The 14055-nt window shown below is 29.5% G+C and carries 14 protein-coding genes and 4 tRNA genes; 14 read left to right on the top strand and 4 right to left on the bottom strand.

What is annotated here, in order from left to right; translation table 11 throughout:
- Nucleotides 1–254 precede the first annotated feature (254 nt).
- The 3 genes from V2W16_RS00825 to V2W16_RS00835 all read left to right on the top strand — a co-directional run bounded on the left by V2W16_RS00825 (nucleotide 255) and on the right by V2W16_RS00835 (nucleotide 504).
- Nucleotides 255–330: transfer RNA gene (locus tag V2W16_RS00825), tRNA-Val, on the top strand.
- 6 nt (nucleotides 331–336) lie between these two features.
- Nucleotides 337–411, top strand: a tRNA-Gly gene (locus V2W16_RS00830).
- A gap of 4 nt (nucleotides 412–415) precedes the next feature.
- A tRNA-Leu gene (locus V2W16_RS00835) sits at nucleotides 416–504 on the top strand.
- 30 nt (nucleotides 505–534) lie between these two features.
- Here V2W16_RS00835 and V2W16_RS00840 read toward each other — a convergent pair.
- Together V2W16_RS00840 and V2W16_RS00845 are read right to left on the bottom strand one after the other, a co-directional pair.
- Nucleotides 535–849, bottom strand: coding sequence for a hypothetical protein (locus V2W16_RS00840; protein WP_329379964.1), 315 nt, complete (start codon nucleotides 847–849; stop codon nucleotides 535–537).
- Nucleotides 850–1046: 197 nt separating this feature from the next.
- On the bottom strand, nucleotides 1047–1733 hold the full coding sequence (locus tag V2W16_RS00845; RefSeq protein WP_329379967.1) for a hypothetical protein: 687 nt from the start codon (nucleotides 1731–1733) through the stop codon (nucleotides 1047–1049).
- Nucleotides 1734–1955: 222 nt separating this feature from the next.
- On the opposite strand from V2W16_RS00845, the gene prmA reads away from it, so the two are divergent.
- From prmA to V2W16_RS00875, 6 genes are all read left to right on the top strand, one after another.
- Nucleotides 1956–2900, top strand: a complete 945-nt coding sequence (gene prmA / locus V2W16_RS00850) for a 50S ribosomal protein L11 methyltransferase (protein ID WP_329379971.1) — start codon at nucleotides 1956–1958, stop codon at nucleotides 2898–2900.
- A gap of 14 nt (nucleotides 2901–2914) precedes the next feature.
- A complete protein-coding gene (locus V2W16_RS00855; protein WP_329379974.1) occupies nucleotides 2915–3613 on the top strand; it encodes a flavodoxin family protein in 699 nt (232 codons plus the stop codon).
- 35 nt (nucleotides 3614–3648) lie between these two features.
- A complete protein-coding gene (locus tag V2W16_RS00860; RefSeq protein WP_329379977.1) occupies nucleotides 3649–4836 on the top strand; it encodes an iron-containing alcohol dehydrogenase in 1188 nt (395 codons plus the stop codon).
- 948 nt (nucleotides 4837–5784) lie between these two features.
- On the top strand, nucleotides 5785–5997 hold the full coding sequence (locus V2W16_RS00865) for a helix-turn-helix transcriptional regulator (RefSeq protein ID WP_329379980.1): 213 nt from the start codon (nucleotides 5785–5787) through the stop codon (nucleotides 5995–5997).
- The gene (locus tag V2W16_RS00870; RefSeq protein WP_329379983.1) at nucleotides 5987–6382 is read left to right on the top strand and encodes a DUF2178 domain-containing protein; all 396 of its coding nucleotides are present in this window, start codon (nucleotides 5987–5989) and stop codon (nucleotides 6380–6382) included. Before V2W16_RS00865 ends, V2W16_RS00870 begins: the two co-directional genes overlap by 11 nt.
- 63 nt (nucleotides 6383–6445) lie before the next feature.
- Entirely contained in the window at nucleotides 6446–6892 is a 447-nt protein-coding gene (locus V2W16_RS00875) for a hypothetical protein (RefSeq protein WP_329379986.1), read from the top strand.
- A gap of 10 nt (nucleotides 6893–6902) precedes the next feature.
- Here the strand turns inward: V2W16_RS00875 and V2W16_RS00880 are convergent, their stop codons facing one another.
- Nucleotides 6903–7616: a class I SAM-dependent methyltransferase gene (locus V2W16_RS00880; protein WP_329379989.1), complete on the bottom strand. Its 714-nt coding sequence runs from the start codon at nucleotides 7614–7616 to the stop codon at nucleotides 6903–6905.
- Nucleotides 7606–8715: an HAD-IIB family hydrolase gene (locus V2W16_RS00885; protein ID WP_425353930.1), complete on the bottom strand. Its 1110-nt coding sequence runs from the start codon at nucleotides 8713–8715 to the stop codon at nucleotides 7606–7608. The genes V2W16_RS00880 and V2W16_RS00885 overlap by 11 nt, the downstream gene beginning before the upstream one ends.
- Nucleotides 8716–8788: 73 nt before the next feature.
- On the opposite strand from V2W16_RS00885, the gene sfsA reads away from it, so the two are divergent.
- From sfsA to V2W16_RS00915, 5 genes are all read left to right on the top strand, one after another.
- Nucleotides 8789–9481, top strand: a complete 693-nt coding sequence (gene sfsA / locus V2W16_RS00895; protein ID WP_329379992.1) for a DNA/RNA nuclease SfsA — start codon at nucleotides 8789–8791, stop codon at nucleotides 9479–9481.
- A 475-nt stretch (nucleotides 9482–9956) separates the two neighbouring features.
- On the top strand, nucleotides 9957–10574 hold the full coding sequence (plsY, locus tag V2W16_RS00900) for a glycerol-3-phosphate 1-O-acyltransferase PlsY (RefSeq protein ID WP_329379995.1): 618 nt from the start codon (nucleotides 9957–9959) through the stop codon (nucleotides 10572–10574).
- Nucleotides 10575–10594: 20 nt separating this feature from the next.
- Entirely contained in the window at nucleotides 10595–12244 is a 1650-nt protein-coding gene (locus V2W16_RS00905) for a hypothetical protein (RefSeq protein WP_329379999.1), read from the top strand.
- Nucleotides 12245–12535: 291 nt separating this feature from the next.
- Entirely contained in the window at nucleotides 12536–13660 is a 1125-nt protein-coding gene (locus V2W16_RS00910) for a VanZ family protein (RefSeq protein WP_329380002.1), read from the top strand.
- Between the two features lie 182 nt (nucleotides 13661–13842).
- Nucleotides 13843–13918: transfer RNA gene (locus V2W16_RS00915), tRNA-Asn, on the top strand.
- Nucleotides 13919–14055: the final 137 nt, after the last annotated feature.

The raw sequence follows: 14055 nt of genomic DNA on the forward strand, positions 1-14055 counted from the left end.
TAATATAACATTTTAATATTGTATTGTCAATCGGAAATAAAAAAGACACCGTAAGGTGCCTGCTTGTATATCACGGGTAGACGGTTAAATGGATATACAAGTTTTAGGATTAAAAAAAGAAGTATTACTTCTTTTAGAATATTATATATATTTTTTCAATAAAATCAATACAAATATTTATTAAATAAAAAAATTAAAAAAAAGAAAAAAAATGTTGACAAAAAAGTCAATTTACATTATACTATATTTTGCTTGGTCGCATAGCTCAGCTGGGAGAGCACCTGCCTTACAAGCAGGGGGTCATAGGTTCGAGCCCTATTGCGACCACCATTTTATGCGAAAGTGGCTCAGTGGTAGAGCATCGCCTTGCCAAGGCGAGGGTCGCGAGTTCGAATCTCGTCTTTCGCTCCATTATGCCGAAGTGGCGAAATTGGCAGACGCACAGGACTTAAAATCCTGCGATCCTTACCGATCGTACCGGTTCGACTCCGGTCTTCGGCACCACTAAGATTAAAACAGCATTGGGCTGTTTTTTTATTTTATGCGTGTTCCTTTGTATATATATTCCTTTTGGGAATAAATTTTTAAGGAATTGTTTTCGTTGTCTTTTAGAACATATACGTTTTCACCTATTTCCAGCTTATCATATAAATCTTTTGTGACGGATATGTTGATGTTTTCGTTTGTTGTTACGTAGTATATTGTCTTTCTCGTTCCCGATCCGGACGAGTTTATTGTTTCATATTTGTTTGTTATAGGTAAATTTATAATATACCAGTTTTTTTCTTTTTCAAACAAACTTACGTTTGATATCATGAAAAATGCGAATACGAATAATATTATTGTCATGGGGAAAAGATATTTTAGAAAATTTGCGGAATTGTTTGTAAATGATTTTTCCTTTGTTAAATAAATTTTAAAGAAAATCATTATCCCAAAATAATCAATATTATAAATGGAACAAATACCATTATGTTCAGTTCGCCCATATCTTTTTCTATCATTATATTGATTAATTCTTTCATGATTTTATCCTTAATCGGTTTTTATTGTTTGAGCCATTTTTTTAATTCGTTTATTTCATCTTCGTTTTTGTTTGTTTTTAAATATGTTTTTTTCGATTTCTCGATTGCTTTTGAAATTTCATTCGTTAAGTTCGGATATTGATTTAATATTTCCTTTGGAATAAACAATGTTTCGCCTGTGTTTTCTTCTCTTAAAAGATAATTTATTCCGAGTAAGTTATATGCCAAAGAACTGTTTTTACCGTCATCATAAGGAAATATAATTCCTTCATCAATTGTAACGTATTTGTTTTTAAACATAAACCATGGTAATTTTATTAAATTTTCGTTTGAAAACATTTCCTTTACGCCATATTGTGATAGAGTTATTTCATATACTGTGATGTAATTTTTATAATTTTCATTCAAATTTTTTGAACCATGGAGGTAAAACCATTGTTTTACGATATTGCGTCTTGTTACAAAAATTATACAAGGGTTAAATATAAGAGTTGCTCCGTAAGCTGCGAGAACAAGGAAAAGAATAAAATACAGAAAAAACTGCATTGTTGTTTCTGTTATGAATATATAAGCGGAAATTATTGACAAAGGAATAAAAAAAATGCTGCAGAATATTCCAAGTTTTTTAAAATATGATTTGTTTTGTGCCTTGAAAATTTTTTTGAATTTTGTAAAATTGATATCTGCTTTAAATTTAATTTCTTTCATGTTTGTATGCCCTTTCTTCAATTTATATTTTAAATTATAATTAATAAAAGTACCAATTCAATTAAAAACTTATTAATTTATAAAGATTTTACATCAATTTATATATATTTTTATTTTAATGAAAAATAAAACGGTCATTAATTTTTATATTTAATATCGGTTACGATTATTGAACGTGTTCTGTTTTTATTATATAATTTTATACAAAGGAGAAAAGAAAATATGAATTATAACGAAATCAGCATATATACGAAGACAGAGGGAATAGACCTTCTTATATCGTCTTTGTCCGATATGGGAATGGACAGCTTTTTAATAGAAGACAAAAAGGAATTTGAAGAATTTTTGGAAGACAACAGGGAAACATGGGATCTTGTTGATGAAGATTTAAAGAAGAAAAATATCGAAACAAACGTTAAGGTATATATTCTTGAAGATGAAAGTCAAGCAGAAAAAATAGAAGAAATAAAAAATATGTTAAACAGGTTAAAGGCGTCAGATAGTGAAGATATATTTGGCAGTCTTAACATGACTTTTAACGACATTAAAGAAGAGGACTGGGCTAATAACTGGAAGAAATACTTTAAGCCTTTTAATGTAGGTAAAAAGTTACTTATAAAACCTACATGGGAAGAATGCGACAACGAAGAAAACAGAATAATTCTTGAAATCGACCCTGGGGCAAGTTTTGGAACGGGAAGTCATGAAACCACAAAGATGTGTTTAATAGGGCTTGAAGATTACATGAAAGAGGGAGATGAAGTAATAGACGTAGGATGTGGAAGTGGTATACTTTCCATTGCTGCCGCAAAACTTGGCTGTAAGCACGTGACAGGGGTTGACATCGACCCAATGTGTATAGAGACATCATCATACCTTTCAAAGATAAACTCTGTTTCTGATAAGTTTGATGTGTTTATAGGAGATTTGGCAGAAAAGGTAGACGTTCAGGCTGATGTTGTTGTGGCAAATATATTTGCCCACATAATAAAAAGACTTACTCCTGATACTAAGAGAATACTTAAAAAAGGCGGTATATTTATTTCAAGCGGTATAATAAAAGAAACCGTTGATACTGTTATAGACAGTTACAAAGAAAGTGGTTTTGAAATACTTGAAGTAAACAATATGGGGGATTGGTACTGCGTAGTAGGTAAAAGGCTTTAAGCTTGGAGGAAGATTTGAAAGTAGCTTTAATTAACGGTCAAAATCACAAAGGTTCCAGTTACAACACCGGAAAGATTTTGGCTTTAAAACTTACAAGTGAAGAGGATATTTTTGAGATATTCTTACCTAAAGATTTTGATAAATACTGTATGGGATGTAATTCATGTTTTATGAAAAGCGAGAGGTTATGCCCACACTATGAACTTATTCATCCTATTGATGAGATAATGAAAAAGTGCGATGTGCTTATATTTACTACCCCGACTTATGTATTCCATATGAGCGGTCAGCTTAAAGGGTTTTTGGATCATTTTGGTTACAGGTGGATTGTTCATAGACCCGAAGCTATTATGTTTAAAAAGCAGGCTGTTTGTATTTCAACCGCTGCGGGAATGGGAACAAAGAAAGCCGTAAAGGGAATAAAAGACAGTTTATTCTTTTGGGGAATATCTAAGATATATACTCTTGGAATAAATGTATACAGCGTAACTTGGAATGACGTAAGCGAAAAGGTAAAAGAAAAAATAGACAAAAAGACCGATAAAACGGCAAGGAAGATATTAAAAAATGTTGGTAAAACAAAGCCTACAATAAAAACGAAACTTTGGTTTTACGGTGTAAGGATGTTACAGAAAAAGGGCGGTTTAAATAAAGTCGACAATGAATACTGGAACATGAAAGGTTACACCAAAGACAAAAGACCTTGGCTTTAATAAAATATAATAAATATAATAAACGGAGGAGCAAAATGCAAAAATTCGATTACTACACACCGACTAAAGTAATCTTCGGTAAAGGAAGAGAAGCAGAAGTTGGAATGGAAATGAAAAAAGACGGAGCAAAGAAAGCTTATATTGTATATGGTGGGGGAAGCGTAAAAAGAAGCGGACTTCTTGACAGAGTAGAAGAAGCTTTGAAAGCCGAAAGCATCGAATATAAAATGATTGGCGGAGTTAAACCAAACCCAAGATTATCTCTTGCAAGAGAAGGTGTTGAAGACGCAAAGGCTTTCGGCGCTGATTTTATCTTAGCAGTAGGAGGCGGAAGCGTTATTGATACAGCAAAGGGTATTGCACACGGCGTTGCAAATCCAGATGTTGATATTTGGGATTTCTGGGAAGGAAAGAAAAAAGTTGAAAAATCACTTCCTGTAGGTGTTATTTTAACTATTTCTGCAGCAGGTAGCGAAATGAGTAATTCAGCTGTTTTAACAAACGAAGAAACAGGAGTAAAAAGAGGTCTTTCAACAGACTTTAACAGACCAAAATTTGCAATCATGAACCCTGAACTTACATTTACACTTCCTGATTATCAAGTTGGATGCGGTATAGTTGATATTATGATGCATACAATGGACAGATATTTTACAGATTTAAGCGAATGTCAAAACGATTTAACAGACGAAATCGCAGAAGCACTTCTTAGAACAGTTATTAAAAACGGTAAAGTTGCTGCAAAAAATAAAGAAGACTATCATGCAATGAGCGAAATTATGTGGGCAGGTTCATTATCACACAACGGACTTACTGGTCTTGGTGCTCCTATGGACTTTGCTACTCACAGACTTGGTCATTCTCTAAGTGCTAAATTTGATGTTGCTCATGGTGCTTCACTTTCTACAATGTGGCCTCACTGGGCAAATTATGTAAAACACAAAGACCTTGACAGATTTGCAAGATATGCAAAGAATGTTTGGGGTATTACTGAAGGAACAAAAGAAGAGCTTGCCGATAAAGGTATTGAAGCGACAGCAGAATTCTTCCGTTCTATAAATATGCCTACAAACTTTACAGAACTTGGAATCGGTATTCAAGACGAAGAAAGTTTAAGAGAACTTACTGACAGATGTTTCTATGTTAAAGGCACAAAAGTTGGAAAACTTATTCCTTTAACAGAAGAGGATATTTATCCTATTTATGTTAGTGCTAATAAATAATCATTTATATAAGGGGCGTTGCCCCTTAAACCCCATTAAGGGATACTCCCTTAACAACCCTATCTTAAGGGGTGTTACCCCTTAACAACCCCACTCTTTTTTTGCTTGTCCAAAAAAAGAGGTAAAAAGGACACTTCTCGGCGAAGAGCCTTTGACGCACTCCAAAGCTTACTAAAAATACTACCCGTATTTTTAGAGCTGGAGTGCTACCCCGCCCCTGCATTTGATTGTGGGGTGGGGTGTTTTTTGTTTGTTTTTAGAATTTGGGGAAAGCTATTTGCGTAGGCACATTGGAGATTTTTAATGTGCTTGGATTTTATGCGGAAAATACCTAGTTTACCAGTGAAATAGTGCTACCCCGACCTTGCATTTTGATTGTGGGAGAGGATGTCCTTAAACCTATATTTAAGGGTTTTCAACCCTTAACAACCCTATCTTAAGGGGTGTTACCCCTTAACAACCCCACTCTTTTTTTGCTTGTCCAAAAAAAGAGGTAAAAAGGACACTTCTCGGCGAAGAGCCTTTGACGCACTCCAAAGCTTACTAAAAATACTACCCGTATTTTTAGAGCTGGAGTGCTACCCCGCCCCTGCATTTGATTGTGGGGTGGGGTGTTTTTTGTTTGTTTTTAGAATTTGGGGAAAGCTATTTGCGTAGGCACATTGGAGATTTTTAATGTGCTTGGACTTTATGCGGAAAATACCTAATTTAACAGTGAACGAATGCTACCCCGACCTTGCATTTTGATGTGGGGTGGGGTGTTTTTTTATTTCTTTAAATTCTTTTATGAAAGTTTGTGGGACAGTGTGGAGTTATTGAAGTAATATTTATATTTAGATTTGAAATGCCTTGTTTTATGGGGTGTTTTTTGTTTTGTAAAGGAACCTTGACAAAATTGTTGTTTGGAGTATAATATATGTAAAGGAACCTTTACATAGGAGGGTGAAGTTGAAGAATAACGTTGAAAAGTTTAGAAAGGAAATGCGACTTAATCAGGAGAGTTTTGCAAAGGAATTAAAAGTATCAAGGCAGACTATAAGTGCTATTGAAAACGGGAAGTATAATCCCTCTTTGGAACTTGCTTTTGAGATATCTCGTTTTTTCAATAAGACTATAGAAGAAATTTTTATATATGAGGAGGGAAAAAATAATGAAAAATAAATATCAGTACTGGTACATCGGGTATATTATTTCATTTATTTTATTTGTCACATTGATTATGACAGACTTTCCTAAAAGCGTGGATATGGGAATGATGATTTTATTTAGTGCTGTATTTGGTGTTTCTCATTTTCAAATTTGGCATAATAAAATGATAGAAAAAGACATTGATTATAAAAATGAAGTTATGGATGAAAGAAATATATTAATCAAAGAAAAAGCAGGTAATATTGCAAATATGATTACATTGATATTGCTTAGCATTGCAACAGTAGTATTTATTTGTTTAAATTTTGTTTTTCCTGCTATTATTACAGCCATGATTATTTTTATTCAGCCTATTATTCTTATTATTATTAGTAATAGCATTGAAAATAAAATGTAGAAAATCCATAGAGTTTTTACGTATTATTAATAAATTAAACTTTTATATATGAGGTTATGAAAAATGAAAAAGAGTAATTTAATTTATGGTGCTATATTTGTTTTGATTGGAATTTTGTTTATAATGCTTGCGGTATTTAAAGAAAGCAGACTGGGGAGTATCTTTATTGGTCTTGGGGGAGGCTTTTTGTTTAACGGTGTAATTAGCATATTTAGGTATTTTTATTATAGTAATGATAAAAACAAGGAAAAATATTTAAAGAAACTTGAAAATGAAAGAATAGAATTGCATGACGAATTAAAAGAAAGCCTTAGAAATAAAAGCGGAAGATATGCTTATATAATAAATTTGATTATACTTTGTATCAGTGCTTTTGTCTTTGCTTGTTTATCTATGATGGAAATTACAATAAGCATAACAGCGTTTATTATTTACTTGATTGTTTTAATTATTTTAAATTATGTTTTTGGGGTATATATTTATAAAAAATTACTAAACAAATACAAATAAAAAGCAGTGGTTAATATGCCACTGCTTGAATTTTTTCGCTTTCTTCATTTGGTTTGTCTTTTGTAAGGAAGTCGTAGAAGAATACATTTTCAAAGCCTGCTTCTTTTAAAGCTTCGTTTATTGTATTTACTGAGAAAATCCTTTGTTTATGTTCTACCTTACATAGTCTTTCTTTAGTGTTTGATATTATGATTGTAGTATTTAACCAGTTATCTTTTTTACTTCTTCTTACATCAAAGGTTAAACCTTCGTTTTCTAAAATTTCATTTTCCGGTTTATAATATTCGCTTATTATATCAAAAGTAAAACTACCGCCTTTATTTAGATATTTCTTTATGTTTTTAAAGGTCTTTAACAAATCATTTTCGCTTTGAAGATAATTTATGCTGTCGCATACGCTGTAAATAAAATCAAAGGTGATGTCTGAAACAAAGTCTTTCATATCTGCTTTCATAAAACGGAAGTCTTTTTCTTCATAGTAAGCATTTTCGTTTGCTTTTACAAGCATTTCACCGCTTATGTCTATTCCGTAAAAATCACCATTTAAAATATCGCTTAAAAAAAGCATCATATATCCGCTTCCACATCCAATATCTAAAATAGTGTTTGGATTATTTATGGTTGAAAGGTCCTTTATATAATCTGCCCACATTTCATAGTCTGCAAGAGCGATGTAATTATCATAGTATTCACTAAAATTTTTATAGCTGTTATTATTTTTCATTTAATAAATTCTCTCTTATAAAGTTTTCTACGCCGTTATCAAATACACTGTCGGTTATATACATAGCGTGTTTTTTTACCTCATCTGAAGCATTATCCACACAGACCGATACACCTGAATTTTCAAACATTGATACGTCTGTTATGCTGTCTCCAAAAGAAATAATGTTTTCTTTATCTATTTTTAAGTAGTCTTTTAAAAATAAAAGTGCGTTTCCTTTTGTTGACGGACCGAACTCAAAGGTTGTTGTAAATGATTTTGTGTAGTTTAATTTATCATGATTTTCTCCAAGTCTTTTTAGTGTATCATGGGTGTTTTTATCACCGACAAAATCAAATGTGCAAACTCTGGTTAGGGGAATATCAAAAGGCATATCCCTTAATTTATCTATTACGTGAAGTTTAAAACCCTCTACTATATTTTCTATTGGCGAGAAGAAGTTTATATTTTTATTTACAATTTCAGGATTATATTTGCTTTTTGTAATGTATAAATCCTCTCCTGATTCGATTAAATAAATTAAAGTATCCTTATATTTTAATGTATTTAATACGTCTTTTTTTGTTTCTTCTTCGATTAATATTTCCTTTAAGATATGTCTTTTTTGGTTTTCGTAGTCGTATTTTACTAGGCTTGCTCCGTTATCGCATATTATATAATCCGGTTTTAATTTATAAGCGAAGTTAAACGCTTGATAAAAGCCTCTTGCGGTTGCGAATGCAGTTATATAGCCCATATCCTTTAACTCATTAAAAAGACTTACATAATTTTCATCGATACTGAATTCATCTTTTAATAAAGTATGGTCAAGGTCAGTAATAATTAGTTTAATGTTTTTTAATTTTTCTTCCTTTTTCATATTTGTAAATTCCATTAATTTGTTATTAATATAATCGTAGTTTTCCTTTTTATGAGGCAGTAGGCAGTTTGAGCAATCCTTTATTCCGTTTTTTGTATAAGTGAAGTTTCCCATACATTTTTCTTCCATTAAATACAAAGGACAATAGCAGAAAAGACAGTTAAAATTATCCTTATCTTCTGTTTTATGGCAGGGGAAAAATTCACATTTGCTGTTATTTATAAATTTATAATTTTCCATAAAATTAATTTTAAATTAAAAACACCCTTTTTGCAAGGTGGTTTGATATAATATTTTATTGAAAAGAGGTAGTATGAAATATAAGAATATAGTTAAAGGAAAATTTATAGATAGACCAAACAGGTTTATAGCAAATTGTTTGATTGATGATAAGATAGAAAAAGTACATGTAAAAAATACGGGAAGATGCAGGGAGTTGCTTAAAGATAATGCAGATGTTTATCTTGAATATATAGATAGTGAGAGCAGAAAGACAAAGTATGATTTAATAAGCGTATATAAAAATGATGTGCTTTTTAACATGGACAGTCAAATGCCAAACAAGGTATTTAAAGAGGGAGTTTTAAATAAGGTTATTACCCTTGATGAAATGGGGGAAGTAACTTTTATTAAAGGCGAACAGAAATATAAAAATTCAAGGTTTGATTTTTATGTGGAAAGTGAGAATAAAAAGGGGTATGTGGAAGTAAAGGGAGTAACATTGGAAGAAGACAATGTAGCGATGTTTCCAGACGCTCCCACAACGAGAGGGATTAAACATGTATATGAACTTATAGAAGCAAAAAAAGAAGGCTATGAAGCTTATATCTGCTTTATAATTCAGTTTGCAGGGGCAAAGTATTTTACCCCAAATCCAGTGCATAAAGATTTTATCAAAGCTTTAAAACAAGCAAGGGATAATGGAGTAAATATTCTTTGTTATGAATGCAGTGTTATAAAAGATGAAATAAAAGCTAAGAATAAAATTCCTTTTATGCTTAAGTAAGTTTTTATTTTAGTAATATTTTGAATAATTTAAGCTTAAAATTATAAGTAGTGATTTTATTATTTTAATAAGAATAAATATATAAAAATTTAGTTAAATAATTTTATAAGCAGTATACTAAATCATTGTTTAAATTGAAAATAACAATATAGTATACAGATTTTATATAATTTTATATTAGGTTATGTTATGTAATATATTTATCATAAATTGTATATTATGTGAATAAAAAATAGTAAAATATTACATATAATTTTATGTTTTTATATAATATCGTGTAAATGATTAATAAATTTATTTACTAAAAAGGAAAATAAATTTATTTGAAAAAAGTATCTGTTTAGTTTTTAATAACTACATATTTTAAGAAAATTAATTTACGTTAAATAATTATTAAAATTTTATTTAACCTACTTTTATTTATATATTAATATGCTATAATACTAAAAGTAAAATTTATGTTATGGGAGTTTTCATGGTTATACAATTTACTTTTTTAAGTTTTATTTTAATGATAGTATCTTATTTATTAGGATGTATAAATGGTGCTTACATATTTTCCAAAAGTGTTAAAAAAGAAGATATAAGGACTTATGGCAGCGGTAATGCCGGAGCTACTAACGCACTTAGAACATATGGATTTTTCTCAGGGGCGTTGGTTTTTGTAATTGACTTTTTAAAGGGGCTTGTAACAGTACTTTTATGTTATCTGTTTAATCAAAGCTCTCTTGTAATTCTAATCTGTTCTCTTTTATGTGTTGCCGGTCATAACTGGCCTGTATTTATGGGATTCAGAGGAGGAAAGGGAGTTTCTGCAAGTGCGGGAATTCTTGTTATGGTTGATTATAAACTTGCACTTTTGGCAATACTTATTGGTGTGATACTTGCGCTTTTAACAAGAATGGTTTCGGTAGGTTCTTTAACTGCTTTAACACTTAGTGCGGTATTTTTTATAGTATTTAAAGTTGATATTTGTTATATAATTTTAGCTTGTATTTTATGTGTTTTAAGCATATATCAACATAGAAAGAATATAGTAAGAATAATAAACGGTAATGAAAATAAACTTACATTTGGTAAGAAAAATAAATAATTAAATTTGAGGATTGACCTATGAGAGAAAGTTCAAAGAAAAATTTAAAAATAATATGGATAGTCATAGTCGTATTCGGGCTTATAAGCGGAAGTACGTTGGTTTCTTTTGCATTGAAGCACAGCTTATGGCTGCTTCCTTTATGCCCTGTAATAGTCGTTTTAATGTATTATCTTTCATTGTTCTTTAGATATAAATCATATAGTATTTTATATGATAAAAAAGGTTATGACACATCTTTTATTTATATGGATCCTTTCTATATTTTATTTAAAGATCCCGATAAGAAGATTTTTGGAAGAGTGCATAATAAAAATTATTTTTCAATAGGTGAAATTGTTCCTAAATTTAATCTTCCTCAAAACAGGGAAGAGTTTGATAAGCTTAAGGCAGATTTTACTTTCACCGTATTTGAAAGCATAGCGGGTAGTTTTATACTTCTTGTACTTTCTTGTCTTGCAGTATATTTTATCTACGTATATGTTTTCTCTGAAGTACTTTTATTCTTCTTTGATGTTGCACTTATCTTTTTGATTTTGTTTTCATCAACTCAAATTTTATTTACTCTTCTTGAAGGGGAAATTTGCCTTGGTGTTCCAAATGATAAAATAGATACAGGTGAAGTTGACGAAGAAGGAAAACATATAATAAAACACGTTCTAACAGATGAACAATATGATTATCTTTTAGCTTGTAAACTTTTGATATACGGAAGTTATAATGAAAGAAACAAAGGTGTAAAAAGAACTTATCTTTTAAAAATCATATCAGATTATTTAAATAAAGAATTAACCATTGATGATGTTTCAAGAGATGATATTAAAATCGTTGATTATATATTAAGAGAATATCTTGATATGAAAATTACAAGATTAAATTCGGGTATTGAAAAATATATTAACTACTTATATTCTCATTTTGATACCATTGCGGTAGAAAAAACTTCAAGATTTAAAGACGATACAAAATCATATTTAACTATTTGTTCTCATATGGTTATGTATTATATTAAAAAAGGTGATACTTCAAAAGCTAAAGAATTATTTGATAAGTTATCAAATATTAATTTTGATGAAAAGAAAGATAAGGATTTAATTTATCTAAGAAGTAAGAATGCAGCCTTTTTAGGTTTGGATAATTATGATATTGATGAAGTTTTAAAAGAAGATAACATAGTTTATAACGGACTTGATGTATTCTCAAAATTCACTGAAGATTATATTGAGGTTGAAAAAGATTCTAAATTCTTCCTTGAAAGCATGGAAGACAGAGAACAAAGATTAAAAAGAAGAGAAGAAAGAAAAACTTTAAGAGAAGAAAAAGAAGAAAAGAAAAAAAATCATTTCTCTAAAAAAGATAAAAAGGATAAAAAAGACAAAAAACACAAAGATGATGAAAGTTTTGTTAAAGAAGAAGTTTCTTTAGAAAATGAATTTGAATATGAAGAAACAGAAGCAGAAACAAGCGAGATTATAGATGATGTAAAAGAAGAAATAAATGAGGATACAAAACTTAGTGAAGATATTTTAGATGAAAAAGATAATGACACAATAGTAAATATTGAAAATGAAGATTCCTATGAAGTCAGGGAAAGAGATACTAAATATGACACAAAAGCTTTCTGGGATGAAGCAGATGATATGTTAAAAAAGAATTTTTTATCTGATTAAAAAAGAGCTTATGCTCTTTTTTTATTGTTTTTATAAGATTAAAATGATAGTTTTGTATTTTAAATTTATAAATGCTATATATTAAATTTTTGTATATGATTTTTATTGTTAATTAGTTCTATTGGTTTTTATATAAACTTTTTTGGTATATTTCTTTTGGATTAATTTATGTTTTGAATGTTTTATTGTTGTATTTTTTTTAGATTTTATTATTTAATATTCTATAATATTTTGAAAAGTAATTGTTTTGTTGTTATAATATGTAATTATCTTATAATAAAAGGAGGAAATATGGGAGGATATTTGGATATAATAAAAGAGTCTATTTTTGCATTTCCTTTGATTGCTCTTTTGTTTACTCTTCCTTACATAATATATAATTACAACAAATATGGTTCTCTTTGGTCTGTCAGGATAGTTATAATATATTCTTTTATATTATATTTAATGACGGCTTATTTTCTTGTTATTCTGCCTCTACCGTCGTTTTCTGAGGTGGCATCTCTCACAACAAGATCGGCTCAGTTAGTTCCTTTTAATTTTATAAAGGATATTATAAGTCAGTACCATAATATGTCTTTAAGCTATAATAGCCCCATTACCTGTATTGTAAATAATAAAGCATTTTTACAGGTTTTATTTAATCTACTTATGACAGTGCCTTTTGGAATGTATTTAAGATATTATTTTAAATTCAGCTTAAAAAAGACAATTTTATTTTCATTTTTATTATCATTGTTTTTTGAGCTTACACAGTTAAGCGGGCTTTATTTCTTTTATCCGAGAAGTTACAGACTTTTTGATGTTGATGATTTATTCATAAATACCCTTGGGGGTGTTATTGGTTACTTCGTTATAAAACCATTTTATAAGGTTCTGCCGGATAGGGAAGAGATGGATGATGAAAGTTACAAAAGAGGAATTAAGGTTTCTTTTTTAAGAAAACTTATAGCTTTTATTATTGATATGCCTTTTATATGGGGATTATATTATATTGTAAGGCATATAAACATTGATTATGGCATAGATGATTATTATATATTTTCTCTTTCCGTGTTTATGTATTTCTTTGTTTTATGCGTATTCTTAAAGGGCAGAAGCATTGGAAAAGCCTTAATGAAACTTAGGATTGTGGCAGTAGGGAAAGAGGATATAAGAATTTATCAATATTTTATAAGGTATTTTTCTTTGTTTTTCGTATTGTTACTGCTTCCTTATGAAATAAATGAAATTTTAAATAATTGGTTTATAAATACAGATGCTTTTGTATTTTTAAATGCCATTTTAAGCGGAGTATATTTCTTTTATTTCTTCTTTGCCTGTATAATGATAATAATAAGAAGACCTTTGTTTTATGAAAAGCTATCAAAAAGCGAAATAATAAGCACAATAAAAAGAGAAGAACAAGAGGAATAATAAATAATTTTATTAGTTTAAATTGTTATTTATTTAATATTTGCTAGTTATGAAAATGTTAAAAGTGTATTTATATTTTACTAAATTTGAATAAATACATAGATAACATTTTCATGGAAAAAAATGAAAAAAGTAGTTGACATATTAGAAATTAAGTGTATAATAGATAAAGTATCAAGCGTTCCTCAGTAGCTCAATCGGTGGAGCAGTCGGCTGTTAACCGAAAGGTCGTAGGTTCAAGTCCTACCTGGGGAGCCATTTTTTTTTGCCAAAAATATTTTTTATAAAGACTTTGTATAAGTCTTTTTTTTGTTTGTAGACTTATTTTAATTTAAGTTTCTATTTGATTATTTTAAAGGACAGTTTATCAAGAAGAAATTTAATGTTACCTTTTA

It is taken from the genome of Anaerofustis butyriciformans, from assembly GCF_036289385.1.
Lineage (GTDB): Bacteria > Bacillota > Clostridia > Eubacteriales > Anaerofustaceae > Anaerofustis > Anaerofustis butyriciformans.

Excerpts from the sequence above, each read along its gene's own strand:
- V2W16_RS00870 (WP_329379983.1), top strand. The coding sequence starts at position 5,987 with ATGAAAAATAAATATCAGTACTGGTACATCGGGTATATTATTTCATTT.
- V2W16_RS00905 (WP_329379999.1), top strand. The coding sequence starts at position 10,595 with ATGAGAGAAAGTTCAAAGAAAAATTTAAAAATAATATGGATAGTCATA.
- V2W16_RS00845 (WP_329379967.1), bottom strand. The coding sequence starts at position 1,733 with ATGAAAGAAATTAAATTTAAAGCAGATATCAATTTTACAAAATTCAAA.
- prmA (WP_329379971.1), top strand. The coding sequence starts at position 1,956 with ATGAATTATAACGAAATCAGCATATATACGAAGACAGAGGGAATAGAC.
- sfsA (WP_329379992.1), top strand. The coding sequence starts at position 8,789 with ATGAAATATAAGAATATAGTTAAAGGAAAATTTATAGATAGACCAAAC.
- V2W16_RS00910 (WP_329380002.1), top strand. The coding sequence starts at position 12,536 with ATGGGAGGATATTTGGATATAATAAAAGAGTCTATTTTTGCATTTCCT.
- V2W16_RS00885 (WP_425353930.1), bottom strand. The coding sequence starts at position 8,715 with ATGGAAAATTATAAATTTATAAATAACAGCAAATGTGAATTTTTCCCC.
- plsY (WP_329379995.1), top strand. The coding sequence starts at position 9,957 with ATGGTTATACAATTTACTTTTTTAAGTTTTATTTTAATGATAGTATCT.
- V2W16_RS00840 (WP_329379964.1), bottom strand. The coding sequence starts at position 849 with ATGACAATAATATTATTCGTATTCGCATTTTTCATGATATCAAACGTA.
- V2W16_RS00880 (WP_329379989.1), bottom strand. The coding sequence starts at position 7,616 with ATGAAAAATAATAACAGCTATAAAAATTTTAGTGAATACTATGATAAT.
- V2W16_RS00860 (WP_329379977.1), top strand. The coding sequence starts at position 3,649 with ATGCAAAAATTCGATTACTACACACCGACTAAAGTAATCTTCGGTAAA.
- V2W16_RS00875 (WP_329379986.1), top strand. The coding sequence starts at position 6,446 with ATGAAAAAGAGTAATTTAATTTATGGTGCTATATTTGTTTTGATTGGA.